The following is a 23,885-nucleotide window of genomic DNA, read 5'->3' as shown; positions in this document are numbered from 1 at the left end:
ACATCAGTGTTCGATTTGTGCCCTCGAGGAGGAGCGCCATGACCTCAGACCCCGACGCCGATGCAACCGTCGACCAGTCCGCCGATCCACGCCGATGGCGGCTGCTCGGGTTGCTGGGACTGGCGCAGTTCATGCTGATCCTCGACGTCACCGTGGTGGCGATCGCGCTGCCGCACATGGGCGCCGACCTCGGGCTGGGGCGCGATGCGCTGACCTGGGTGGTGAGCGCGTACACGCTCGCGTTCGGCGGGTTGATGCTGCTCGGCGGCCGGGCTGCCGACCTGTTCGGCCCGAAGCCCGTGGTGCTCACGGGGCTCGCGACGTTCACCGTGGCCTCGCTGGCCACCGGCCTCGCCACCAGCGCGGAGCTGGCGATCGGCGGACGCGTCGCACAGGGGGTCGGGGCGGCGATGCTCTCCCCCGCTGCCCTCTCGATCGTGGTCCGGCTCTTCGACGGCGAGGAGCGCAACCGCGCGCTCGGGATCTGGTCGGCGCTCGGAGCCGGAGGGGCGGCGATCGGCGTGCTTCTCGGCGGTGCCCTGACCGCCGGGCCGGGTTGGGAGTGGGTGTTCCTGATCAACGTGCCCGTCGGCGTCGCCGTGGCGGTCCTCCTGGCCCGGCTGCTCCCGCCGCTGCCCGCCTGGGGAGGCGGCGTACGTCTCGACCTCGTCGGCGCTCTGATCGTCACCGCCTCCACCGGGCTGCTGATCCTCGGCTTCATCGAGGCCGGCGACGAGGGCTGGGCCTCGAGCCGCACCGTCGTGCTCGTCCTCGCCGGGCTCCTCGGATACGCCCTCCTGGCCGGCTGGTTGCGACGTACGCGACACCCCCTCATCGACCCGGCGCTGGTCACGCGGCGACCGGTCCTGTCCGGCACGTTCGTGCTGTTCGTCGCGACCGCGCTGATGGTGGCGGTCTTCTTCCTCGGCACGTTCTACCTGCAGGGCGCCGCCGGGCACGGGCCGCTCGCGACCGGGCTGCTGTTCCTGCCCGTCGCCGCCGCGACCATGGTGGGCGCGCAGCTGGCCGGCCGCCTCATCGGCCGCCTCGGCGCTCGCACCCTTGGGATCGCCGGCCTGCTCATCGCCGCCGCCGGGCTGGTCGTACCCGCGATCAGCATGACCACGGCGTCCACCGTGGTCGCGGTCAGCATCGGCTCCGCCGGCCTCGGCGTCCTCTTCGTGGTCGCGGCCGCGACGGCGCTGAGCCAGGTCGAGCCGCAGCTCGCGGGTGTGGCCTCCGGGATCCTGAGCACCTTCCACGAGCTCGGCGCCTCGCTCGGCGCCGCGGTGATGTCCGGCGTCGCCGCGGCCAGCCTCGTCGAAGGCACCACCGACGGCTTCGAGAGGGCCTACCTGGTCGCGGCCGTCATCGCCGCGCTCGCCGCCGTCCTCGCCGGGGCACTGATCCCCGGACCCACCCCCGCCACGACCCACCAGGAGACCGCGTCATGACGAAGACCCCGAGATCGCCCAGGCTCACCTTCACGCTCCACTACCTGCAGATGATCGTCGCGATGGTCGTCGGGATGATGGTGCTCTACCCGCTCTGGATGCTCGCCACCGGCAGCCGGCCGGCGGACGCCTGGGTGCATCGCACCGACGTCGAGTCGCTGGTCATGGCCACCACGATGGTGATCCCGATGGCCGCCTGGATGCGCTTCCGTGGTCACACTTGGAGGCCCGTCGTGGAGATGTCGGCCGCGATGTACGCAGGCTTCGTGGTTCTCTTCCCGTTCCTCTGGCTCGGGGCCATCGACACCGACGGCCTGATGCTGCTCGGCCACGTACTCATGCTGCTGCTCATGCTCGCCGCGATGCTCACGCGCCCCGGCGAGTACTCCGGCAGCCACGCCCACCACGCCCACGCCCGCACCGCCACCGACCAGGAGCCGGCATGACACCCACCCGCCCCGACCTCGTCGTACGCGAGGCCACCCCCGACGACGCCGAGACCGTGCTGAGGCTCGTCAAGGAGATCGCGGCCCACCAGGCCCAGTCCGACTCGGTTACCGTGACCGCCGAGCAGTGGGCCGACTACCTCGCGCGCGCGGACATCTCCGTCCTGCTCGCCGAGATCGACCGGCAGCCGGTCGGCTACGTCTCCTCCGTACGCCGCCTGCACCTGTGGTCGGGCAGCGACATCGTCGCCCTCGACGACCTCTACGTCCGCCCCGGCCATCGCGACGCCGGCGTCGGCCGGCTGCTCATGACCGAGCTGGCCAGACGCTCCGGCGGCCTGACGATCACCTGGGGCGTACAACCCGACAACGACGCCGCGATCCGGTTCTACCGACGCCTCGGCGCCGCCGTCCGCGCGAAGGTGATGTGTGCGTGGAGCAGAGCCGTCCAACCTATACACTGATGTTCGACATCTCGTGGGAGGTTCAGGCCGTGACGACCCTCAAGCGCGCCGACGCACGTAAGAACATCGAGTCGATCATGGACGCGGCCACCGCCTGCCTCGCCCGTGATCCCGACGTCAGCGTCGCCGACATCGCCAAGGCGGCCGGCGTCGGCCGGGTCACGCTCTACGGCCACTTCGAGTCCCGGGCCATCCTCGTGACCCAGGTCGTCGAGCGTGCGATCCAGCAGTCGGACGAGGCGCTCGGAGCGGTCGATCTCGACGGCGATCCCCGCGCGGCCCTCAGCCGGCTGCTCGAGGCGTCGTGGCGACTGACCCAGCAGTACGGCGCGCTGATCGTGGCGGCCGAGCAGAGCATGCCCCACGAGCAGTTCCAGGCGGTCCACCTCGGGCTGATCGACCGCTGGAAGCCGCTCATGGAGCGCGGTCGCGGCGACGGCAGCTTCCGCGACGACCAGCCGCTCGGTTGGCAGCTGACCCTGCTCCAGAGCGTCCTCCACGCAGCCTCCGGCGCCGTCTACCGGGGCGAGATCAAGGCGGCCGACGCAGCGAGCCTCATCGACGGCACCCTCCAGGCCGCCCTCACCCCTCCCGGCGCCACCCGCCACTGAGGCTCACTCCGGGAGGTTGCCGACCGCCGCGCGCTCGCGGCCGAAGTAGCTGGCCAGCAGCGAGTCGGCATTGCGGGCACCTCGTCCCTCCAGGCGGTCCCGGCCCTTCTCGGTCCGGCCGAGGAACCGATACCTGACCACGTTCAGCGGCAGCAGGTAAGCGTGCGCCCACGGGGGCCTCGTCGGAAGACCGAGCTCGCGCATCGAGGTGACCCCGAGGAAGACGGTCAGCATCGAGAGGAGCCGCTCCGTCTCGTACCAGCCACGCACCCGCTGCAAGGGACCCGGCCAGCCCGGATAGCTGCGATCGCGCTGGACCTCGACCGCCGCCTGCGCCAGCTGCGGACCGGCCTCGGAGATCTCAGCCTGAGAGAGCAGCACGTGATAGTTGATCCGGTGCCGCTCCCACTCGTCGTCGACGAGGAAGTCCTCGTCGACACCCATCAGCCAGCCGACGTACTTCCACAGATGCATCAGCGCCCGGGCGTCCCGCCTGGAGATCGGCACTCCGAGTGCCCGGCACCCGATGATGAGCACGCCGTCGAACAGGCCCAGCGTGGCCGCCTGGTCGGCCTGGTTGATCGGCAGGCCCCACCTGTCGGTGTCCCACCTCTGCTCGAACCCGGCGTTGACCAGCGCATGCATGGCTCGTACGTGGACGGTGAGACGCCACGCCTCACCCGAGCTCGTACCCGATCCCGGCTCCGGCGGCCGCAGCCCACCGGGCGTACGCAGGCTCACCGCCCAGTGCTGGGTCTCCCCCAGGCGCCGCCGGGTCGTGCTGCCGGTCAGGCCGCCGGTGGCCACGAGCAGGTCCGGCGGGCCGCCGAACCGGTAGCCGCTGATGAGCGAGAGCTGCAGGAGGACGTCGGCCGCGTTCTGGCCGAGCCGCGCGAACACACGGCCGCCCTCGTCGACGAGGTCCCAGTCGACCCAGTCCGGTGTGGCCTCGACCTCCGCGAAGAACTCGGCGAGCGCCGGAGGCGGGGAATCCACCGCCGCGACGCCATGCTCCAGGGCCGTACGCAGCTGGGTCATCGTGACCTTGCCCGGAGTCCCGGCTCGCATCCGGATCGCCTCCGCCAGCCGCGCTCCGGCCTCGTCCCGCTCGCCGAACGCCCGCCCGATCCGCTCCATCAGGTCCTCGTCGACCTCGTCGATCCGGCCCAGGAGGCGCAACGGCCGGCCGAGACGGCGCCCACGCGCCTCGCCTTCGCGAAAACGTGTCGGGAATCCGGTGGGTTGGGTGCCCTGCTGCGCGAGTGTGGTCATACCTCCAGCGTGATGCGAGCGGGAGCTCGCTTTCAATTCGCGTTCTGCCTAACGTAGAGGCATGCGCAAGACACCCACCCAGGCCCGTTCGAAGGCGACTGTCGAGCGCATCTTGGAGGCCGGACGCCAGGTGCTGGTCGAGGACGGCTACGAGACGTTCTCGACCAACCGCGTCGCGGCCGCCGCCGGCATCAGCCCCGGTTCGCTCTACCAGTACTTCTCCGACAAGGCCTCGATCCTCGACATCGTGATCAGCCGCTACTGGGACGACGTCTCCGAGCGCACCGCCTCGGCACTGGCACTGCAGGCGACCAGCACCGGCATACCGGCGATCCGGTCGGTCGCCGACGCCCTTCTCGCGGGGCTGGAGCAGGATCCGACCCTCCTGCGCGTCCTGATCGAAGAGCTCCCCGCCTCCCGCAACCGGGACCGCCATGCGGCCCTGGTTACCCGCGTACGCGATCTCACGGCCGCCTATCTGCACGCCGGAGCGGTCGCGAGGACCCGCCCCGACCCGCAGCTCACCGCATGGGTGCTGGTGGTGGCGATGGAGAACATCGCACTGCGGTGGGTGCTCGACCGACCGCCCTACCCGCGCGAGGCCGTGCTGGAGGAGATGGTGGCGCTCACCGCCGGCTACCTGGGCCAGACGCCCTAGGAATCCTCCGGGCGGTACAGCGCGGTCATCTTCCCCTTCGGGTCGAGACGGGCGAGCAGAGCGTCCCCGACCTGCGCCAGCTGTCGGACCTGCTCCGCGGTCAGCCCGTCGATCACGTTGCCGCGTACGTTCGCGACGTGGCCGGGCGCGGCCGCGACGACCGCGTCCCAGCCGGCGCCGGTGAGCCGCGCGTTCGTCGCCCGCGCGTCCTCCGGGCACGGGAACCGCTCCACCAGCCCCCGCTCCTCGAGGCGCCGCACCACATGGGACAGCCGCGCCAGGGTCGAGTTGGTGCGGTGGGCCAGTGCGGTCATCCGCAGCGTGCGGTCCTCCGCCTCGGACAGCATGGCCAGGACGAAGTACTCGAAGTGGCTCAGGCCGGCATCACGGCGCAGCTGGGAGTCGAGCACCCCCGGCAGCAGCTCCACGATGGCGATCAGGCGCAGCCAGGCCGCCATCTCGTCCTCATCCAGCCAGACATCGTCCACATGCCCATTCTAGCTCGGCTGCTTGTCACTACAACCAAAAACTTGACGCTACAACCTTTTCGTGAGAGTTTTGTTGTAGCAACAACCTTTCAATCGAGGAGAATCCGACATGACAGACATCTCGATCATCGGCACCGGCAACATGGGCCAGGCCATCGCGGCACTCGCCGGCCGCGGCGGGCACTCGGTCCAGCTGCTCGGCAAGGCAGACGCCGCCACCTCCGCGACCGGCGACGTCGTCGTGCTCGCCGTCCCCTACCCCGCGCTGAGCGAGATCGTCTCGCAGCGCGGCGCCGAGCTCGCCGGCAAGATCGTCGTCGACATCACCAACCCGGTGAACTTCGAGACCTTCGACTCCCTCACCGTCCCCGCCGACAGCTCTGCCACCGCGGAGATCGCCGCGGCGCTGCCGGACTCACGCGTCCTGAAGGCCTTCAACACCACCTTCGCCGCGACCCTGGCCAGCGGCACGGTCGGTGACCTGACGACCGCCGTCCAGATCGCCGGCGACGACGCCGACGCCAAGGCGACCCTGGCCGAGATCGTCACCTCCGCCGGCCTGCGACCCATCGACGCCGGCGCGCTCAAGCGGGCTCGCGAGCTCGAGTCGCTCGGCTTCCTGCAGATCTCCCTGGCCGCGGCCGAGCAGGTCTCCTGGACCGGCGGCTTCGGCGTCGTCGCCTGACCGCGCGTCACCCGAGGAGTCCCACGATGACCGTCAGCCCGGTACGTCTCAACCACGCCGTCCTGTTCGTCTCCGACCTCGAACGCAGCATCGCGTTCTACGAGGCGGCCTTCGGCATGACGGTCATGGCGCGCGAGCCGCGTGCCAACGCCGCCTTCCTACGGCTGCCCCTGTCCGGCAACCACCACGACCTCGGCCTGTTCGGGGTCGGGCCGCAGCCGCCGCGGCCGCGCGGGTCCCTCGGCCTCTACCACCTCGCCTGGCAGGTCGACACGATCGACGAGCTCGAGCAGGCCCGGATGACGCTGGCCGAGCTCGATGCCTTCACCGGCGAGTCCAGCCACGGCGCCACCAAGAGCGTCTACGGCGCCGACCCCGACGGCAACGAGTTCGAGGTGATGTGGATGCTGCCGCGAGCCGACTGGGGCGACTTCGAGAACGCCGCTCCCGTCGACCGGCTCGACCTGGCCAAGGACGTCGCCCGCTGGAGCGGGGTACGTACGGCCGCCGAGCCGAACCGGCCGGAGGAGCGATGAGCACCCCGGTGCACACCCCGGTGCACACTGCCAGCCACGGCAGCACCGACCCCGACGCTCCCCTGGTGGTCCTGCTCCACGGCCGCGGGTCGCACGAGCACGAGATCATCGAGCTCGCCAAGCACCTTCCCGCCGGTCCGGCCTACGTGGCCGTACGGGCCCCGATCGCCGAAGGCGGTGGGTACGCCTGGTTCGCCAACCGCGGGATCGGCCGCCCCGTCGCCGCCTCGCTGACGGAGACCATGAGCTGGTTCCGGGAGTGGCTCGACAGTGTCGCGCCACAGGGTCGTCCGGTCGTCCTCGTCGGGTTCAGCGGCGGCGCCGCGTTCGCCGGCGGGCTCGCCCTTCAGGAGCCTGGACGGTTCGCCGGCGCCGCCATCCTGTACGGCACGCTTCCCTTCGACGCCGGCGTCCCGGTCGAGGCCGATCGCCTGGCGAACCTGCCGGTCATGGTCGCCCACGGCGAGGCCGACCAGGTCATCCCGCGCGAGCTGCTGGAGCGAACCTGGCACTACCTGCTCGAGGAGTCCGGCGCCCCGACGGTGGCGCACCGTGACCCCGGCGGCCATGGCATCACACCGGCCGCGCTCGACGAGCTCGCCTCGTGGGTCACCGCCCGCGTACATCACGTCTGAACATCCCCTGCACACGAGAGAAGGAACAACATGAGACTCGGACAGTCGCTCCCTGCTCCCGCCACCGACCTGGGCCTGCTCGCCGCCCGGCTCCTCGTCGGAACCGTCCTGATCGCCCACGGCTGGCAGAAGTTCGCCACCTACACGCTCGACGGGACCGCGCAGTCCTTCGAGGCGATGGGTGTCCCAGCGGCCCAGGCGGCCGCGACCTTCGCCGCCCTCGTGGAGCTCGCCGGTGGCGTACTGCTCCTGTTCGGTCTGTTCACACCGGTGGCCGCCGCCCTCGTCGTCCTCGACATGATCGGCGCGTTCTGGTTCGCCCACCGCGGGTTCGGTGTCTTCGTCGACCAGGGCGGCTGGGAGCTGGTCGCGGTCATCTCCGCCATCGCGATCGCCCTGGCCGTGGCCGGCCCGGGCCGGGCCAGCATCGACCACGCCATCGGCGGAAGGGTCCGGGCAGGGGCCTGACGCTTCGGTGCGGGCCGGTGCGTTCCGGTAGGCCCGAAACCGTTCGACAGGCGTACGCGGCCCTGCCAACGTTCCATCCATGCATGTCAGAACCGGGTCGGTCAGCGACCTCCCAGACGCACTGGACCTTCTCGACGCCGCCGTCGCCTGGCTCGCCTCGCAGGGCCGCACCGGGCAGTGGGGCGAGGTTCCATTCTCCACGATCGAGGCCCGGGTCGAGCAGATCCGGACGATGCTCTCCGAGCGCATCGCCCGCATCGCCGAGGACGACGGCCAGGTCGTCGGGGTCTGCGTCCTGGCCGAGGAACCACTCCCGTACGTCGAGCCCGCACCGGTCCCCGAGCTCTACCTGCAGCTGCTCGTCACCGACCGAGCCCGAAGCGGTTCCGGCGTCGGCCGGACGCTGGTCGACGACGCCGTCGAGATCGCACGGCAGCGGGGTGCGACGCAGATGAGGCTCGACTGCTACGCCGGCGACGACCAGGCGCTCATCCGGACGTACGAAGGATTCGGGTTCGTCCTCGAGAAGCATTTCACGGTCGACACCGGGCAGCCCGAGCCCTGGCCCGGCGCCCTTCTCCGGATGGAGATCTGAGCCCCGCGGCTTTGTAAACTGCCCCGGTCGCCACGTCGAGAGAGGGGACGCGATGACCGAGCTCGATGCCTGGGTGACGGCGTTCGCCGCCGAGCAGCGCCGGCCCGAGGAGGTGGCCCGCTGGGCGGCCTCGACGGCCGACGCGATCCTGGCGGACGGCGAGGTCGACCTGGCCGATCTCCGGCCGCTGCTGCTGGCGGCCGTCGAAGAGCACTGGTACGCCTTCCTGGACGGCCTGGCCCGGTCGGAGAGCCCGTTCGAACTGGTGCCGGCCGCCCGCACCGTGGCGCTCGAGATCGCGCGGCGCCATCTCGGTCTCCCGCTGCTGCTCAAGATCTACCAGCGGGCGCAGGAGGCGAGCTGGGACTTCGCCGTGCAGGTCGTCGAGGAGGCGCCGAGCGACCTCGACCGCGCGGGCCTGCTGGTCTGGTTCTGGACGAAGGCGACCGCGTGGTTCGGCTCCTCGGTCGAGCAGTCGGTGCTGCTGCACCAGACCGAGACGGACCGGATCCGGCAGCGTGGCGACGCCCGCCGCTTCGAGGTGGTCTCGCAGGCGCTGGGCGACCGCAGCGTCTCACCCGCCGAGCTGTCCGCCGCCCTCGACGGCCACCCGGTCGGCATCCCCGGTCATGTCGCGCTGGTCGCGCACGCGCTCACCGCCGACGCCATCGAGCAGCTCGAGCCCGCGGTCAGCGCCGTCGCCCGCCGCGCTGGCCACCCCCGGGCGGTCCTGGTGCGCCCCGGCGGCCGGGAGGTGTGGGCCTGGCTCGCCCTGGGTGAGCTGCCGGACACCATCGACGAGACCGGCATCGATCCCACCGCCGTCCGTGTCACGGTCGGTGTCGGTGGAGGCGGCCTCGACGGCTTCGTCGCCGCGCACCGCGACGCCCGGGCGGCCCAACGGGTCGCGCTGGCTCCCGGGCGCCAGGAGCCGGTGACCGCCTACGGCGATGTCGCCGCGCTGGTGCTCATCGCGCACGATCCCGCTGCCGCCGAGCGGTTCACCCGGACGACGCTGCGCGGCCTGGCCGAGGCCCACCACGACCGGCTGCGCGAGACCGTGCGGGAGGTGCTCACCTCCGCCGAGACCGCGGACCGGCTCGCCGAGCGGCTCGGCATCCACAAGAACACCATCCGCTACCGCATCACCCAGGCCGAGGGGCTCCTGGGACACCCGCTGCGCGAGCGGGCCGGTGACCTGCTGCTGGCGCTCGACTACCACGAGGCCTTCCTCCGGCCGTGACCGTAACGGTGACTGTGAATATGCACAGTTATCCGTGACCGATTCGGCCTGATCGCCCAGAGACTTCCCTGCTGCGTACGTCCATTCTGACAGGAGAGACGTAACCGACCTCACAGGAGGCAGCAGATGACACTCGACGCCAGCGGCACCGTCGACAGGGGCTCGACCGAGAGGTGGCGGGACAGGAAGCGCTATCTGTGGCTCCTCGGGCTCGTGGTCCCCTCCTTCGCCTTCATCGCGGTCGGTGGCTACGCCCTGACCGGGTGGGGTGTGTTCCTGTGGACGGGTCCGATCGTGGTCCTGGGCCTCGTCCCGGCCATCGACTTCATGGCGGGCCTGGACCGCTCCAACCCGCCCGACGACGTCATCGAGGAGCTCGAGGCGGACAGGTACTACCGCTACATCACCTTCGCGTTCCTCCCGATCCAGTACGCCGGCTTCGCCTTCGCGATGTACCTGATCGCGACCCAGGACTGGCCGCTGGTGAACAAGATCGGCCTGGCCCTCACCATCGGGTTCATCGGCGGCATCGGCATCAACACCGCCCACGAGCTCGGCCACAAGAAGGAGAGCCACGAGCGCTGGCTGTCCAAGATCGCGCTCGCGCAGAGCTTCTACGGCCACTTCTACATCGAGCACAACCGCGGCCACCACGTACGCGTCGCGACGCCGGAGGACCCGGCTTCCTCCCGGATGGGCGAGAACCTCTACGGCTTCTGGTTCCGCACGGTGTTCGGGTCGCTGAAGAGCGCCTGGGGCCTGGAGGCCAAGCGCTACCGGCGCAAGGGCACGCACCCGTTCCAACTCGGCAACGACGTCCTCAACGCCTGGCTGATGAGCGTGGCCCTGTGGACCGCCATGACGCTCTGGCTGGGTGTCGGGATCCTGCCCTACCTCGTCCTCCAGGCCGTCATCGGGTTCTCCCTGCTGGAGGTCGTCAACTACCTGGAGCACTACGGGATGCTGCGGCAGAAGACCACCTCGGGACGCTACGAGCGGGTGCTGCCGATGCACTCGTGGAACTCGAACAACATCGCCACCAACGTGCTCCTCTACCACCTCCAGCGGCACAGCGACCACCATGCCAACCCGACCCGGCGCTACCAGACCCTGCGCGACTACCGGGAGTCCCCGGCACTGCCGACCGGCTACGCCGGGATGATCGTGCTGGCCCTGGTCCCGCCGCTGTGGCGCCGGGTGATGGACAAGCGCGTGGTCGCGCACTTCGACGGCGACGTACGGCTGGCCAACGTACGTCCCGGGCGGCTCGAGAAGCTGCTCGCCACGTTCCCGTCGCCCGCCGAGCCGGCGGACGAGGAGACCGTGAAGACCGACGTGACCCGGCAGACCTTCGACGACGAGGTCGCCGCGGGGCGGTGCCCGGGCTGCGGCTACGTCTACGAGGTCGCCGTCGGCAACGAGCTCGAGGGCTTCGCGGCCGGCACCGCCTGGCGAGACATCCCCGACGACTGGTGCTGCCCGGACTGTGGCGTACGCGAGAAGGTCGACTTCGTCCCGCTGAAGGACCGCGACCTGAAGGAGGCGGTCCGATGAGCGCCATCGAAGCGGACAAGACGGTGTGCGAGGGCATCGGCATGTGCGAGACCCAGGCCGACACCTACTTCCAGATCGGCGACGACGGTCTCGTCGAGGTACTCGTCGACGAGGTGCCCGACCCGGACCGCGGGTACGTCAAGGCAGCCGTCGACTCCTGCCCCGTCTCCGCGCTCCGCCTCCTCGGCTGAGCACGGCCCATCGAGTAGGAGGCGGACGAGATGCCAACACTTCTGGTCGTCGGCGCCGGCCTGGCCGGGCTCCGCGCGGTCGAGGGCGCGCGTCAAGCCGGCTGGTCGGGGCCGATCACGATGGTCGGCGACGAACCCCACCCGCCGTACGACAGACCACCGCTGTCGAAGGCGGCCCTCTCCAGCGAGGAGGAGCCCGGCGTGCCGGTGCTGCGCTCGAGCGAGGTGCTCGAGGAGCTGCGGGTGCAGCACCTCTCCGGGGTGAAGGCCCACGGCCTCGACACCGAGCGCCGCACGGTCGCCACCAGCGCCGGAGACCTCGGCTACGACGCGCTCGTGATCGCCACCGGCAGCACCGCGACGACCCTGCCGGGGCTGACCGCGCTGCCCAACATGCACGTGCTGCGTCGCTACGACGACGCACTGGCTCTGAGGGACTCGCTGGCCCGCGCGCGCCACGTGGTGATCGTCGGGGCCGGGTTCATCGGCTCCGAGATCGCCTCGGCCGCCCGCGCCCGAGACGTCGAGGTCACCGTCGTCGAGGCGAGCAGCCGCCCCCTGGAGCGCGCGGTCGGCCCGCTGGCGGCCGCGCGGCTGATGCAGCTGCACGCCGACGCCGGCGTCAGGCTGCTCACCAGGACCACCGTCTCCGGCGTACGCACCTCGGACCGCGGCGTCGAGAAGGTCGAGCTGAGCACCGGTGAGACCCTGGCCGCCGATGCCGTGGTCCTGGGCATCGGCGCCCGTCCGGCGACGGCGTGGCTCGCCGGGAGCGGAGTCGCCCTGGACGACCGCACCGGCGGAGTCCTCTGCGACCGTCGGCTCGCCACCGGCGCGCCCGGGGTCTGGGCCGCGGGCGATGTGGCGTGCGTCGACGGCGAGCGCAGCGAGCACTGGACCGCCGCCGGAGAGCAGGGTCGGGTCGCCGGGGCGAACGCCGCCGGAGCAGACGAAGTCTTCGCCTCGGTCCCGTTCGCCTGGTCGACCTGGCACGGTCGCCGGATCCAGGTCGTCGGCGAGACCACGGCGGCCGAGGAGGAGGAGCGCGAGGACGGGTTCATCCTCTACCGGCGGGACGGCAGCGAGGTGGGCGCGGTCGGCATCGACAGCCCAGGCCCGATCGCCAGGCTCCGCCGCGCCCTGGCCGGCCGGCGCTGAGTCACACCGCGGTCGCCGGAGGCGACGCATCGGCGTGGGAGAGGGCCGAGGGGACCACGGCGACGACGCTGTGCGCATGGTCCAGGAGGTGGCTGGCCACGCCACCGTTCCCGCCGACCACGACCATGTGCATGGTCTGGGACTGCTCCGCGAGCGCGTGCGCCAGGCTTCCGGACTCGACCCGCAGGCGTGGGTGCAGGTCCGGATAGCGCTCTCGAAGTCCTGCCACGCTCTCCGCGGCCAGCAGCCGGTACTCGTCGCGACGGTCGGCGCCGTGGAGGCGGTAGCAGTACAGCACGGTGATCGGCAGGTTCCGCAGCGCTGCCTGGGCGAAGCCGAACTCCAGGGCGGGAGCCGAGTCGACGGTCCCGTCGATACCGACGAGCACACCCCGGCCCACGGCTCCCCCACCCGGACGCAGCACGACCACCGGACACCGTGCGTCCTTGACGGTGGACCTGCTGACCGAGCCGAGGATGCGGCTGCGGATCGTCCCTCTCCCCCGCGACCCGAGCACGAGCATCGACGCGTGCCTCGAGGCTTCGTCCAGCCCACGGGCCGCCGATCCGACCTCCAGCACGACGCTCACCGCAGGACGCCGGTGGCCGACGAAGGTCGTGGCTCTGGAGAGCTCGTCGAGGCGAAGCTCGGCGTAGTTCCTCACTCTCTCCAGCACGCTCGCCGCGTAATCCTGCTCGGGCTCCGAGGGCCCGCCCGCCCGGAACCCGGGCGGGGTGTCCAGCGTCGTCGCGGACACCACATGGAGCAGACACACGTCGCGTCCGTCCCGGAACGCCTGCTCGGCCGCCCAGGACACGCTCTCGGCCGCCTCCGGCCAGCTCTCGACGCCGACCAGGACGGCGCCCACGGGGATGATGGCTTCGTACGTCATCTCGACTCCTCGACACCTCAGACCGGCACGACGCGCCGGCCGGTGATCTGGCTGGGGGTGATGCAGACGAACAGCGTCCGCCGGCCGTCGGCCCACGGCTCCGGCTCGAGGTCGTGCGCGGCCAGCCAGACGCCGTCGACGAACTCCGCGGTCCCCCGCGCCAGGACGCTCCAGCCCGAGGAGGTGTAGGAGTCGAACTCGTCGATCTGGTACGAGACCGGTCCGGCGCCGACGTGGTCCGCGAGGGCCGTGCGCGGGGCGGTGCGGAACACGATCCGCTCGCCGACCATGACGTGGTTGACCGGTAGGACGATCGGTCCCTCCGAGTCACTGAAGGCGACCCGTCCGACCTCGCTGCGCTGCAGCAGCTGCAGGCATTCGTCCCGGTCGATCGTGGTCAGGTGTCCGGGAAACCATCGTGCTGTCAGGTACATCCTCTGCTCCTTCGTCACGGTCGTCCGGAACTGGCCGGCTCGTCGGCTCTCGTGCCGAGGTCCTCGGTGGCCTCGGCAGCCCCGGCGCCCCCCTCGAACGCCGGGGCCACGTGTGTGTTGATCTCGACCGGGCAGCTGCTCTCCCGAAGCACCGCCCGGGAGGTGCCGCCCAGCTGCCCAAGGCCGAGGAGGTGCCGGCCCCGGCCCAGCATCAGCAGCCCGGCGTGCCGGGACGCCTCCGCCAGGGCGTACGCCGCCTGGGCGTGCACGACCTCGACCCGGACATCCACCCGGGCGGTCGACGGGTCTCCGTCGACCGCTGCCAGGATCAGATCCCTGCTCGCGCTCATGACTCCAAGACTTGGGGAGCGAGGTGATCTGCGGACAGGGACCGTCGGCCCGAACCGAAGGCCTTTGGTCGGTTCCGCCAACCGCTCGGTAGGGACCGATGCGTAACCAGTCCCTACCGAGCGTCTTCCCCGGGTCCGGCCCACCCCCTGTGGCCGGCTCCCCGGAGGCTCTTCGCCCGCTCTCACGTGCTCGTCATCGCAACACTCCAGGCGCCGGTTCAGCCATCTCGGTCGGCTGGGTCGGAGTGACAGGGCACCACTGCGACAGGCACCTCGGCGTTGTGGATCACCTCGCGCGCGATCGGACCGAGGCCCCAGGTGCCACGTGCGTCATGGCGTCGTCCGAGCACGATCAGCTGAGCGCCGACCGACCGGGCCGAGATGATGCCGGCGGCGTGGCCGCGGTCGCGCTCGATCGTGACCTGGACCTGTGGGTACTCCTCATGCAACGGCTTGATCGCCGCCTCGAGGTCCATGCTGCTGCGTTCCTGTCCGTCTCGTACGAGCGGCGCGTTGACGGTCGGGTCCCACACGAGCACGGGATGCAGGTTGACCGAGTGCATCACCACCAGCTCGACCCGGTCGCGGCAGGCGCGCTCGAACGCGGCGCGCAGCACCGGCTCATGGAGACCGTCCGGGTCGACGCCGACGACGACCGATTCCCCCACGTGGTCCTCAGGACTCCACCCGGTTGGCACGACCACCACCGTCCCGAGGGCCCGTCCGGCGACTCTCATCGCCGTCGATCCCACCCGGAACCGACGCGAACCCCCGAGGCCACGTTTGCCGACGACCAGCAGATCCTCCACGTCCGCGTATCCGAGCAGGGCCGGCACCGGGTGGTCGAACTCGATCAGCGACACCGTCCGGACGTCGGCATGTGCAGCTGCGACCTGGCGCTCGATCCTGCCCAGCACAGGCCAGAGACGCCCGTCGACGGCGCCGTCCTGATGCCGCACCGGATGCCGAACGGCGCCGATCGGCACGAGCGGTCTGCCAGAGGCAGCCACCTCCGCGATCGCGTAGGCCACCGCGGCCCGGTTGGACTCGGAGCCGTCCACGCCGACCACGACCCTCGGTTCCAGCGGCAGTGGCGGATGGGCCGGTCGACCCGCGGGCTCCCCATCCACAGCGGTCGGCCAGCCCGGACTCGACGTCGCGGTCATATATGTGTCCCTCCATCGCGAGATCGCTCCAGTGGCTACAGCGAATCCCGCCCGTGCGTGCAGGACCAGGGACGTAGGTCGGGCAGGTCAGGTCGAAGGTCCTCAGGATTGAGGATCGGTGCGCATTTCGTCACTGTCCGGCGTTGCGCCCCGGAGGAAGCGCTCGGGCCCACCTGCCGCCCGGGCACCGGAGCGGAACCACGCCTCCAGTCCCGGCGCGTCGCGCCGCTCGAGCTCATCGAGAAGCACGACGCGGATCTCGACCGCGCGCAGCTTCGCGCTCAGGTCCGTGACCCGGTCGAGGGCGACGTAGCTGGAGCGCCAGGCCCTGCACAGGTCGGTGTCGGTCAGTCCGTCGGTGACCGCCAAGACGGCCTCGACCGGGTCGACCGCCTGGGGTCCGATGGCTTCTGCCGCCGTTCCTGCGTCCGACCTCCACCTGCCGAGCCGGTCTCGGCTCTTCAGCGGTCGTTCGGCGCGCGGCGGCCAGCCGAGCCACCCCAGTTCCCAGGCAGAGGCCAGCCCCGCCGCCATCACCAGCAGTGCGCTGACCAGACCGAGCGCGAGGACGAGCCCTGCGGCGGCCAGCGCCGCGCTCGGCCACAGCAGGCTCCTGGTGAGCAGCACAGGCCACGGGATCGACCTCTCCTCGGGCCCGAGGCACATCAGCATCGTGAAGGTGATGAAGCTCCCGCCCGCCCACCACCCGAGGGTCATGGGCACCGACCACGCCATGAGCGCGGCCACACCGCAACCGACCACCATGCCCAGCACAGCGGCCCCCACCCAACGTCTCATGAGCTCACTTTCCCGGCAGGCCGGGGCCGGGCGGATGGGCCACGATTCCTCCCAGTCCGGGACCAAGGCCCCGACACCGTCATTCGTCGGCCCGGTCAGCCCAGAGGAACCGACCACTCCACCAAGGTCCCCTTCGGGGGCGCCGGCTCCACGGTGCACCGCCCGCCGTGAACCTCGGCGCGGTGGCGCATGTTCGCGAGACCGCCTTCCACCACGCCCTCCGGAATCCCGTCTCCGTCGTCGCGCACGCGAAGCACGATGTCTTCGGCGGCGGAGAGCGACACGTCCACCGTGCTCGCGTGCGCGTGACGGACCGTGTTCGACAGCGCCTCGCCGAGGACGGCGACGACGTCCTTGGCCAGCTCCGGAGAGGTCCTCAGCCGGATCGGGCCGTCGAAGGCGAGCTTCGGGCGGAACTTGAGAGACGCCGCCGCTCGGTTCACCAGGTCGGTGACCTGGGACTGGATGTCGCCGTGGTGATGGGGGGTGCCGAGCTCGAAGACCGCGCGCCGGAGATCGCGGATGGTGTCGTCGATGTCATCGACCGCCTGGTCCAGGCGGTCGCGCAGCTTCGGGTTGTCGGCCAGGTTGCGGCCGCCCTGGAGTCGCAGGCCGATGACGAAGAGCCGCTGGATCACGATGTCGTGCAGGTCGCGACCGATCCGGTCGCGGTCGTCGTAGACGGCCAGCCGCTGCCGCTCCTCACGGTTCTGAGACAGCCGGATGGCCAGCGCCACCTGGGCCGCGAACGCGTCGGCGACGGCCAGGTCGATGTTCTGGGCCTGCTCGGCGTTCGCCCGGCGCCAGGCGAGGGCGAGCACGCCCACCGCGTTCATCTCGTCCGACGGGTCGGTACGTCCCAGCGGCACGAGCACACCAGGGCCCAGGTCGCTCATGTCGATGACCGCCGCGGCGCTTCCACCCGAGGCGGCGCTCGCGATGTCCTCCACGACCATCGGCACGCCGTCGCTGATCGCCCGTCCCGCGACCGACTCTCGCAGAGGGGCACGCTTCAGCTCGTCGACGTCGACATCGGTGCCGGAGACCACCTCCACCCGGAGACGGTCGGCGGCCGGCCCCGTCACGATCCAGGCGACGTCGGCGCCCGCGATCTCGCGCGCCCGGTCGACCACGAGCTGAAGGGCGGTGCCGCGGTCGATGTCGCCCATGAGCGCGCTGGTGATCTCGGCGCGCGCGTCGAGCCACCGGCCGCGCCGCGCGGCCTCCTCGGCCAGCAGGGCGTTCTCGATCGCGACGCCGGCAGCTGCTGCCAGGGCGACCACGATGTTCTCGTCCTGGTCGGTGAACTCCGCACCGTCGGTCTTCTCGGTGAGGTAGAGGTTGCCGAAGACCTTCTCGCCGATGCGGACGGGAACACCGAGGAAGGAGCGCATCGGCGGGTGGTGCGCGGGGAACCCGTAGGAGGCCGGGTGCTCCTCGATGTCGCGCAGACGGACCGGCTCCGGATGGTCGATCAGCAGGCCGAGCAGACCGTGTCCGGTGGGCAGGTCTCCGATCCGGAGCTCCTGCTCGGGGGTGAGACCGCGGTTGATGAACACCCGCAGCCGCCGCTCGCCACCGCTGGCCAGGACCCCGAGGGCTGCGTACTTCGCGCCGGCCAGGGCCTTGGCGACCTCCACGATCCGGTTCAACAGGTCGTCGATCGACAGCCCGGCACCCATCGTGACGATCGCGTCGAGCAGCAGTCTCCACCGCACCTGCTCGTCTCGAGCGACGGTGACCCGGTCGAGCACTTCGGTCAACAGCTCGTCGAGCGGTGTGTTGCTCAGCGTCTTCTCTGCCGCGTCATCTCGTGGACGGCGCTGCCGTGGTGGCGTACGTCCCACGTCGACCCTCCACGTCACATGAGTGGTACACCCCTTAACGTATCAGCCTTGCAACGTCTTGGTGACAAGTATCGCGGCCTGTGTTCGGCTCTCCAGGCCGAGCTTGGCGAGCAGGGAGGAGACGTAGTTCTTGACCGTCTTCTCCGCCAGATGCATCTCCTTCCCGATCTGTCGGTTGGTCATGCCCTCGCCGATGAGCTCCAGGATCCGGCGCTCGTGGTTGGTCAGGTTCTCGAAGACCGAGTTGGACTTCGGCCCGCTGCGGATCCGCTCGAGGACCTGGGCGGTGACCGCGGGGTCCAGGGTCGATCGCCCCGCGGCGACCTGGCGCACGGTGTCGACGAGGTCGGCGCTGCGGATCTGCTTGAGCAGGTAGCCGGCCGCGCCCGCCATGATCGCGGAGAACAGCGCGTCGTCGTCGTCGAACGAGGTCAGGATGAGCGCGGCGATGCTGGGGTCGACCGAGCGGACGTCGCGACACACGTCGATGCCCGACCCGTCGGGGAGCCGTCCGTCGAGGATCGCGACATGCGGGCGCAGCGCTGGGATCCGGTGCCGGGCCTCCTCGGCGAGCCCGGACTCGCCCACGACGACGATGTCGTCCTCGTCCTCGAGGAGATCCTTGATCCCCCGGCGGATCACCTCATGGTCATCGAGCAGGAAGACCCGGATGGGCTCTGCTGCACGCTCGGACTCTGCGGATTCGGTCACCTGCTCAACCTACGACCGATGACGGCGCTCGCCAATGCTCGTCTTACCCGTGCGCTGAGGACCAAGGTCCCGCGACGCACCCTCGGGAGCGCGCTCACGGCTGCCTGGTTCCGACCGGGGTCTCGGCGGGCTGCGACACCAGTGCCTCGCCCGTCGGCGCGGACGGTTCCGGCGGGACGAGCCCGACCGGGTCGCTCCCGCCCTGGTCGAGGCGGAAGGGCGGATAGCTGTCGGTCATCAGGAAGACGTACGCCCCGACGCGCGCCGCCCACCGGTCCATCCCGAGAACGAGGTCGAAGATGCCGCGCGGGTAGCCGCGCCCGAAGAGCAGCGCCACGCCTGCGAAGAGCACCAAGAGCCCGACGATCCCGCTCCCCCAGGCCCAGGTGCCGGGGTCATCGCTGCCCTGTGCCGCGTACAGACCCCCGCCCAGGAAGAAGCCCAGGAGCAGCAGGTGCGGGATCGCCAGCAGCCACGACTTCACCAGCACCAGACCGCGCGAGAGCCGCTCGGGGTAGGCGACGTGAAGGCGGGCCGGGTATCCGGGGACGTCCTCGAGCGTGAACGGCGGGTAGGCGTCGGTGCCGAGCGCAGCGTAGCCGTAGTAGTCCACCCGCCAGGTCCAGCGCAGGACGCCGAGGTTGAAGTCGAAGATCGCCCGCGGATAGCGGGCGGTGAACAGGATCGCGAACCAGGCGACGACGGTGAGCACGCTGAAGGCGATCCAGAGGAAGAGCAGGATGATGCAGTGCGGGATCAGCAGGAGCCATTTGACCAGCCACAGGGCTCGGCTGACCCGGGGGTCGAGCTGCCCCTCGAGCACCACCGGGGAATCGGACGAGTTCATGTCTCCAGCCTCCGCGCGGTCTGGCACGACGGCATCGGACCAAGGTCCTCTGGTCGGGGACGTGTGCCACTGCCTGGGCACCTACGTTCGGCCGCAGCGTGGTGCCAACGGCACCGCGCAGGGGGCGCGGCGCCGACGGAAGGACGTGAACATGATGCGAGCAGCCGTCGTCTACGAGTCGATGTTCGGCAACACCGCGACGATCGCCACCTCGGTTGCCAACGGCCTGCGCAGCGCCGGCGTGCACGTCAGGGTGATCCCGGTGACGGCGGCCGGCGACGACGTGCTCCGCACCCACGACCTGGTCGTGATCGGCGCCCCGACGCACGCGTTGGGCCTGAGCAGGCCGAGCACACGCGCCGACGCCGTACTGCGCGGCGCCCCGGCGGAGGTCGAGGCCCGCGGTGTGCGCGAGTGGCTCGCCGACCTCCAGGACGCACGCTCGGTACGCATCGCCGTCTTCGACACCCGGGCGCGGGCGATGCGTCACCTCCCCGGCTCGGCCGCCCGGCACGTCGCCCACCTGCTCCGCCGCCGCGGCTACGACGTCGCCCCCTCGACGAGCTTCTACGTCGGCGCTACGGAGGGACCCCTGGGCCGCCATGAGGAGGCGCGCGCCGGCGACTGGGCCACCGATCTCGGCCACCAGATGATGCGGCAGGTCGTGGCCTAGCGATCCTCACCGGCGTCGGCGGGCGGGAGCAGGCTCCTCAGGGCGGCCTCCGAGGCCCGCGGCAACGGTTGCTGCCGGACCTTCGCATCGACGACCGAGACGCCACGCTCGTGCACGATCAGGGGATTGAGGTCGATCTCGGCCACCTCGGGCAGATCGTCGGCGAGACGCCCGAGGGACACCAGGAGGTTTTCGACGGCGGCGGCGTCCGCCGGCGGCGCGCCGCGGTATCCCGACAGCAGCGGCGCGGTGCGCAGGTCCCGAAGCGCTGCCGCGGCATCGGAGCGGCTGAGCGGTGTCAGCCGGAAGCTGCGGTCGCCGATCAGCTCGGTGTAGGCGCCGCCGTATCCCACCATGACCAGCGGCCCGAAGAGCTCGTCCTGGGTGACACCCGCGATCAGCTCGACGCCGGCGGCGACCTGGCGCTGGACGATCAGGCCCGGATGCTCGACCCGGAGGCCGAGGAGCGCGTGCGCGGCGACGCGTACCTCGTCGGGACTCCTCAGACCGACGCGAACGCCACCCGCATCGGTGCGATGCGCGATGGCGGGGTCGGCGACCTTGAGCACGACCGGGTAGCCCACCCACTCGGCTGCGTCGACGGCCTCCTCGGCACCGTCGGCGAGCACGCTCGGCAGGACACCGATCCCGTACGCAGCCAGCAGCTGGCGCGTGTCCGGCTCGGTCAGCCGGCCCCCTTCGGGGCTCACCCGCAGCGTCCGGGCGATCACATCGCGAGCAGTCGCGCGGCTACCGGGAGGCGCCTCGGTGACGGGGGTGTGGGGCCGGGCGCGCCAGTCCGCGTACCTGACGATCGGGCCGAGGGCACGCGCGGCATCCTCCGGGAACGCGAAGACGGGCACATGGCCGCTCCCGACGCTGACGGGTCGGCCCGGACCGTGCGGGTCGAGCATGACGGCCACGGTCGCGACCGGCGGTGCGGTCTGTCCCGGATCGGCACGCAACGCGGTGCGCAGCGCACGCGTGAAGGCTGCGTACGGGAGAGCCGGCAGCGGCGTGCGCAAGGCGATCAGCATGTCGACCTCGCCACTGCGGGTGAGCGTCGAGAGCACCTCGGAGTAGGCCTCCCAGCCGATGCCGGAGCCGAGGTCGATGGGCATCTGGACCGACGACGCGTCGGGCACGATCGCCCGGATCGCGGCCATGGTCTCCGTGCTCAGCGTGGCGAGCAGCAGCCCTTCGCTCTCGCAGGCGTCGGCGGCCAGGACGCCGGGCCCGCCGGCGTTGCCGACGATCCCGACCCGGCGGCCACCGGGCAGGGGCTGGTTCGCGATCACGCTGGTGGTCTGCAGCAGCTGCTCGAGGCTGTGTACGCCGATCACCCCACACTGCCGGAAGAGCGCGTCGACCGCCTCCGCGGACGTCACCGCCGAGGCGGTGTGGCCGACCGCCGACCGCCGGCCGGCGTGGCTGCTCCCTCCGACCAGGGCGACGACCGGCGTGTGGTCGGCCAACCGCCGGGCCAGGCGGGAGAACTTGCGCGGGTTGCCGAACGACTCCAGATAGAGCGAGACCACCCTGGTCGCCTCGTCCTCCGCGGCGTACATGAGGAGGTCGTTGCAGCTGACGTCGGCCTTGTTGCCGGCGGAGATGAACGCCGAGAGCCCCACGCCGAGCTCGTCGGCCCGCTGCAGCGCTGCGATCCCGACCGCCCCGGACTGCGCCATCATCGCCACGCTCCCGCGCCCGGTCGAGGTGGGCGAGAAGGTCGCGTCCAGCCGGACGTCGGGGTCGGTGTTGGCGATCCCGAGACAGTTGGGTCCCACCACGCGCATACCCGACTCGCGGGCGACCGCCAGGATCTGGTCCTGGAGGCGTCGCCCGTCCGGGCCCGCCTCGGCGAAGCCGCTGGAGAGGATCACCAGGTCGCGTACGCCGCTGCGGGCGCACTCCTCCACGACCTTCAGCACCCCTGCCGCCGGCACCGCGACCACGGCCAGGTCCACCGGCCCGACGTCGAGCAGCGACGGGTGGCAGCGCTGTCCCAGCAGGAAGTCGCAGTGCGGGTTGACGGGGTGGACGGTGCCGGCGAACCGCGCCCGCAACAGGTTGCGCACGACCTGGTGGCCGGGGTGGTCCGCGCGCCGGCTCGCGCCGATCACGGCCACCGAGCGCGGCCGCAGCAGCGCCGCGACGGAGTCGGCGTCCGTCCGCTGCTCACGGGAGATCATCGCCTCCAGCACGCGCTCGGTGAGCCGCACCGGGAAACGTACCTCGACGGTGTCCTCGTGCGAGGTCGAGGTGAGGTCGAACCCGGCGTGCCGCAGGACGTCGAACGCGGGGGCGTTGTCAGCCATCACGTACGCCACCAGGTCCGTCACGCCCGCGCCGGACGCCGCGACGGCCAGGTGCTCGAGGAGAAGGGTGGCCACGCCGTGGTGGGCATACCGGTCGGCGACGACCAGGGCCAGCTCGGCGTCCCCGTCCGAGCCCGTCCTCGTGCCGCTCGCCAGCCCGACGATACGGCCCTCGACGACGACCACCTTGGCGACCGCCTCGCCCACGGCCAGCCGCGGCAGCAGGTCCTCGACGAAGCGGAGGCCGTCGAGCTCCCCGACGTGGAAGAACCGCTCGTAGCGATGGCGCTCGGAGAGCAGGTCGTGGAGCTCGACCAGCTGGTCCCGGTCCCCCGCCACCGCGTCGCGTACGCGGGCGATGGTGCCGTCACGCAGCAGCACGTCCTGCCCGGTCATGGTGTCGAGGACACGGGAGGAACGACCTCGACGGGGCATGCGGACTCGCGCAGCAGAGCGTGACCGGTGCCGCCCAGACGGCGCAGCGGGAAGGCGTGCCCGCGTCGGCCGATGACCAGGAGGGCTGCCTTCTCCGTCGCCTCCGTGACCACCCGGGCCGGCTGACCCCGGCGTACCTCGATCCACGCGTCGACCCCGGCAGAGCTCGGGACCAGCTGTCGGGCACGCTCGAGGGTCTGCATCAGCTGATGACGCGCGTCCGCCACCAGGCCTGCCGCGTCCAGCTGCCCCAGCGTCGACTCGTAGTAGACGGCCGGGACCTCCCAGGCGTGGACGATCACCAGGCCGCCGCCGCGGTCCACCGCCTCGCCGAGGGCCCGGACGACAAGGTCGGTGGAGGTGTCGCAGTCCGCGACGGCCACGACCACCATGCGGGTGTCTGCGCCGTCGGGCCAGGCTGCCGGCACGATCACGACGGGCACCGGCGCACGTGAGGCGACCCGGCCGGTCACCGAACCCGTCACGATACGGGACAGGCCATGGTGGCGCTCGTCGCCGAGAACGACCATCGTGGAGTCGGCCGCCGCGTGCACGAGCTCCGTCACCACTCCCCCGTCGAGGAGCGTCGTGGTCACGTTCTCCGCCCCGACGAGCTCGGCGGCCTCCTTCTCCGCGTGCTCGAGCGCGGTCGCCCCGGCCTCGCGAATCTGGTCCGCGAGGCCCGAATAGCCGTAGGGGTAGAAGACGCCCGTCGCGATGGCGAGGTCGATCACATGGACGAGCCACAGGTCGGCACCACTTCGACCGGCTCGCTCGGCGGCGTGCCGGATCGCGGCTCGGCCACCTTCTCCCCCATCGATGCCGACCAGGATCCGATCGTGCTGGGCCATCGTCCCTCCTGCGGGCTCGGTGTGTGCGTCGGGTGATGCTCCTAATCTCGCCGGGCCTCTTCACGGGTGTCAGGGCCATCGGTGCCGCGAGATCGGGACCTAGGT

At 71.2% G+C, this 23,885-nt stretch carries 27 protein-coding genes; 15 read left to right on the top strand and 12 right to left on the bottom strand.

All coding sequences use genetic code 11. The features are described from left to right. Window positions 1-38 precede the first annotated feature (38 nt). Genes ACIRON_RS14570 through ACIRON_RS14555 form a run of 4 tightly spaced genes read left to right on the top strand, consistent with a single transcriptional unit; the run spans window position 39 to window position 2,975 of the window. Entirely contained in the window at window positions 39-1,454 is a 1,416-nt protein-coding gene (locus ACIRON_RS14570) for an MFS transporter (RefSeq protein WP_402992992.1), read from the top strand. Beyond that, window positions 1,451-1,900, top strand: coding sequence for a hypothetical protein (locus tag ACIRON_RS14565; protein ID WP_402992991.1), 450 nt, complete (start codon window positions 1,451-1,453; stop codon window positions 1,898-1,900). The genes ACIRON_RS14570 and ACIRON_RS14565 overlap by 4 nt, the downstream gene beginning before the upstream one ends. After that, window positions 1,897-2,364, top strand: coding sequence for a GNAT family N-acetyltransferase (locus tag ACIRON_RS14560; RefSeq protein WP_402992990.1), 468 nt, complete (start codon window positions 1,897-1,899; stop codon window positions 2,362-2,364). Before ACIRON_RS14565 ends, ACIRON_RS14560 begins: the two co-directional genes overlap by 4 nt. A 29-nt stretch (window positions 2,365-2,393) precedes the next feature. Beyond that, window positions 2,394-2,975, top strand: a complete 582-nt coding sequence (locus ACIRON_RS14555) for a TetR/AcrR family transcriptional regulator (protein WP_402992989.1) — start codon at window positions 2,394-2,396, stop codon at window positions 2,973-2,975. 3 nt (window positions 2,976-2,978) lie between these two features. On the opposite strand, the gene ACIRON_RS14550 is transcribed toward ACIRON_RS14555, so the two are convergent. Next, window positions 2,979-4,247: an oxygenase MpaB family protein gene (locus tag ACIRON_RS14550; RefSeq protein WP_402992988.1), complete on the bottom strand. Its 1,269-nt coding sequence runs from the start codon at window positions 4,245-4,247 to the stop codon at window positions 2,979-2,981. Window positions 4,248-4,308: 61 nt separating this feature from the next. Here ACIRON_RS14550 and ACIRON_RS14545 point away from each other — a divergent pair, with 61 nt between their 5' ends. Next, window positions 4,309-4,905, top strand: a complete 597-nt coding sequence (locus ACIRON_RS14545; protein ID WP_402992987.1) for a TetR/AcrR family transcriptional regulator — start codon at window positions 4,309-4,311, stop codon at window positions 4,903-4,905. Here the strand turns inward: ACIRON_RS14545 and ACIRON_RS14540 are convergent. After that, window positions 4,902-5,393, bottom strand: coding sequence for a MarR family winged helix-turn-helix transcriptional regulator (locus tag ACIRON_RS14540; protein WP_402992986.1), 492 nt, complete (start codon window positions 5,391-5,393; stop codon window positions 4,902-4,904). The genes ACIRON_RS14545 and ACIRON_RS14540 overlap by 4 nt on opposite strands. Before the next feature lie 109 nt (window positions 5,394-5,502). Here ACIRON_RS14540 and ACIRON_RS14535 point away from each other — a divergent pair, with 109 nt between their 5' ends. The 9 genes from ACIRON_RS14535 to ACIRON_RS14495 all read left to right on the top strand — a co-directional run bounded on the left by ACIRON_RS14535 (window position 5,503) and on the right by ACIRON_RS14495 (window position 12,458). After that, complete coding sequence (locus ACIRON_RS14535) at window positions 5,503-6,078, top strand: NADPH-dependent F420 reductase (RefSeq protein ID WP_402992985.1); 576 nt, start codon at window positions 5,503-5,505, stop codon at window positions 6,076-6,078. Window positions 6,079-6,104: 26 nt separating this feature from the next. Next, on the top strand, window positions 6,105-6,614 hold the full coding sequence (locus tag ACIRON_RS14530; protein ID WP_402992984.1) for a VOC family protein: 510 nt from the start codon (window positions 6,105-6,107) through the stop codon (window positions 6,612-6,614). Further along, window positions 6,611-7,249: an alpha/beta hydrolase gene (locus tag ACIRON_RS14525; RefSeq protein ID WP_402992983.1), complete on the top strand. Its 639-nt coding sequence runs from the start codon at window positions 6,611-6,613 to the stop codon at window positions 7,247-7,249. The genes ACIRON_RS14530 and ACIRON_RS14525 overlap by 4 nt, the downstream gene beginning before the upstream one ends. A gap of 30 nt (window positions 7,250-7,279) precedes the next feature. After that, on the top strand, window positions 7,280-7,717 hold the full coding sequence (locus tag ACIRON_RS14520; protein WP_402992982.1) for a DoxX family protein: 438 nt from the start codon (window positions 7,280-7,282) through the stop codon (window positions 7,715-7,717). Between the two features lie 79 nt (window positions 7,718-7,796). Next, entirely contained in the window at window positions 7,797-8,312 is a 516-nt protein-coding gene (locus ACIRON_RS14515) for a GNAT family N-acetyltransferase (RefSeq protein WP_402992981.1), read from the top strand. A gap of 52 nt (window positions 8,313-8,364) precedes the next feature. Continuing rightward, on the top strand, window positions 8,365-9,555 hold the full coding sequence (locus ACIRON_RS14510; RefSeq protein WP_402992980.1) for a helix-turn-helix domain-containing protein: 1,191 nt from the start codon (window positions 8,365-8,367) through the stop codon (window positions 9,553-9,555). Window positions 9,556-9,681: 126 nt separating this feature from the next. Continuing rightward, window positions 9,682-11,109, top strand: a complete 1,428-nt coding sequence (locus ACIRON_RS14505) for a fatty acid desaturase (protein ID WP_402992979.1) — start codon at window positions 9,682-9,684, stop codon at window positions 11,107-11,109. Next, the gene (locus ACIRON_RS14500; RefSeq protein ID WP_402992978.1) at window positions 11,106-11,300 is read left to right on the top strand and encodes a ferredoxin; all 195 of its coding nucleotides are present in this window, start codon (window positions 11,106-11,108) and stop codon (window positions 11,298-11,300) included. The genes ACIRON_RS14505 and ACIRON_RS14500 overlap by 4 nt, the downstream gene beginning before the upstream one ends. Before the next feature lie 30 nt (window positions 11,301-11,330). After that, window positions 11,331-12,458: an NAD(P)/FAD-dependent oxidoreductase gene (locus tag ACIRON_RS14495; RefSeq protein WP_402992977.1), complete on the top strand. Its 1,128-nt coding sequence runs from the start codon at window positions 11,331-11,333 to the stop codon at window positions 12,456-12,458. A 1-nt stretch (window position 12,459) separates the two neighbouring features. Here the strand turns inward: ACIRON_RS14495 and ACIRON_RS14490 are convergent, their stop codons facing one another. From ACIRON_RS14490 to ACIRON_RS14455, 8 genes are all read right to left on the bottom strand, one after another. Beyond that, window positions 12,460-13,350, bottom strand: a complete 891-nt coding sequence (locus ACIRON_RS14490; protein ID WP_402992976.1) for a universal stress protein — start codon at window positions 13,348-13,350, stop codon at window positions 12,460-12,462. A 17-nt stretch (window positions 13,351-13,367) separates the two neighbouring features. Then, window positions 13,368-13,784, bottom strand: coding sequence for a pyridoxamine 5'-phosphate oxidase family protein (locus ACIRON_RS14485; protein WP_402992975.1), 417 nt, complete (start codon window positions 13,782-13,784; stop codon window positions 13,368-13,370). A gap of 14 nt (window positions 13,785-13,798) precedes the next feature. Further along, complete coding sequence (locus ACIRON_RS14480; protein WP_402992974.1) at window positions 13,799-14,134, bottom strand: hypothetical protein; 336 nt, start codon at window positions 14,132-14,134, stop codon at window positions 13,799-13,801. Between the two features lie 218 nt (window positions 14,135-14,352). Further along, entirely contained in the window at window positions 14,353-15,300 is a 948-nt protein-coding gene (locus tag ACIRON_RS14475; protein ID WP_402992973.1) for a universal stress protein, read from the bottom strand. Between the two features lie 102 nt (window positions 15,301-15,402). Beyond that, window positions 15,403-16,098, bottom strand: a complete 696-nt coding sequence (locus ACIRON_RS14470) for a hypothetical protein (protein ID WP_402992972.1) — start codon at window positions 16,096-16,098, stop codon at window positions 15,403-15,405. Between the two features lie 95 nt (window positions 16,099-16,193). Next, window positions 16,194-17,963, bottom strand: coding sequence for a GAF domain-containing protein (locus ACIRON_RS14465; protein WP_402992971.1), 1,770 nt, complete (start codon window positions 17,961-17,963; stop codon window positions 16,194-16,196). Window positions 17,964-17,987: 24 nt separating this feature from the next. Beyond that, on the bottom strand, window positions 17,988-18,656 hold the full coding sequence (locus tag ACIRON_RS14460; protein WP_402992970.1) for a response regulator: 669 nt from the start codon (window positions 18,654-18,656) through the stop codon (window positions 17,988-17,990). Window positions 18,657-18,750: 94 nt separating this feature from the next. After that, on the bottom strand, window positions 18,751-19,503 hold the full coding sequence (locus ACIRON_RS14455) for a DUF4389 domain-containing protein (protein WP_402992969.1): 753 nt from the start codon (window positions 19,501-19,503) through the stop codon (window positions 18,751-18,753). 151 nt (window positions 19,504-19,654) lie between these two features. Here ACIRON_RS14455 and ACIRON_RS14450 point away from each other — a divergent pair, with 151 nt between their 5' ends. After that, complete coding sequence (locus ACIRON_RS14450; protein WP_402992968.1) at window positions 19,655-20,176, top strand: flavodoxin family protein; 522 nt, start codon at window positions 19,655-19,657, stop codon at window positions 20,174-20,176. Here the strand turns inward: ACIRON_RS14450 and ACIRON_RS14445 are convergent. Continuing rightward, window positions 20,173-22,890, bottom strand: a complete 2,718-nt coding sequence (locus ACIRON_RS14445; RefSeq protein WP_402992967.1) for a GNAT family N-acetyltransferase — start codon at window positions 22,888-22,890, stop codon at window positions 20,173-20,175. The genes ACIRON_RS14450 and ACIRON_RS14445 overlap by 4 nt on opposite strands. Beyond that, window positions 22,887-23,780 carry a universal stress protein gene (locus ACIRON_RS14440; protein ID WP_402992966.1) on the bottom strand — a complete coding sequence of 298 codons (894 nt, stop codon included), beginning with the start codon at window positions 23,778-23,780 and terminating at the stop codon, window positions 22,887-22,889. Before ACIRON_RS14440 ends, ACIRON_RS14445 begins: the two co-directional genes overlap by 4 nt. Between the last annotated feature and the right edge of the window lie 105 nt (window positions 23,781-23,885).

The sequence above is a fragment of the Nocardioides sp. NPDC101246 genome (genome assembly GCF_044767415.1).
Lineage (GTDB): Bacteria > Actinomycetota > Actinomycetes > Propionibacteriales > Nocardioidaceae > Nocardioides.
The sequence above is the reverse complement of the archived record's forward strand: the minus strand, read 5'-3'. Positions and strand labels throughout refer to the sequence as shown.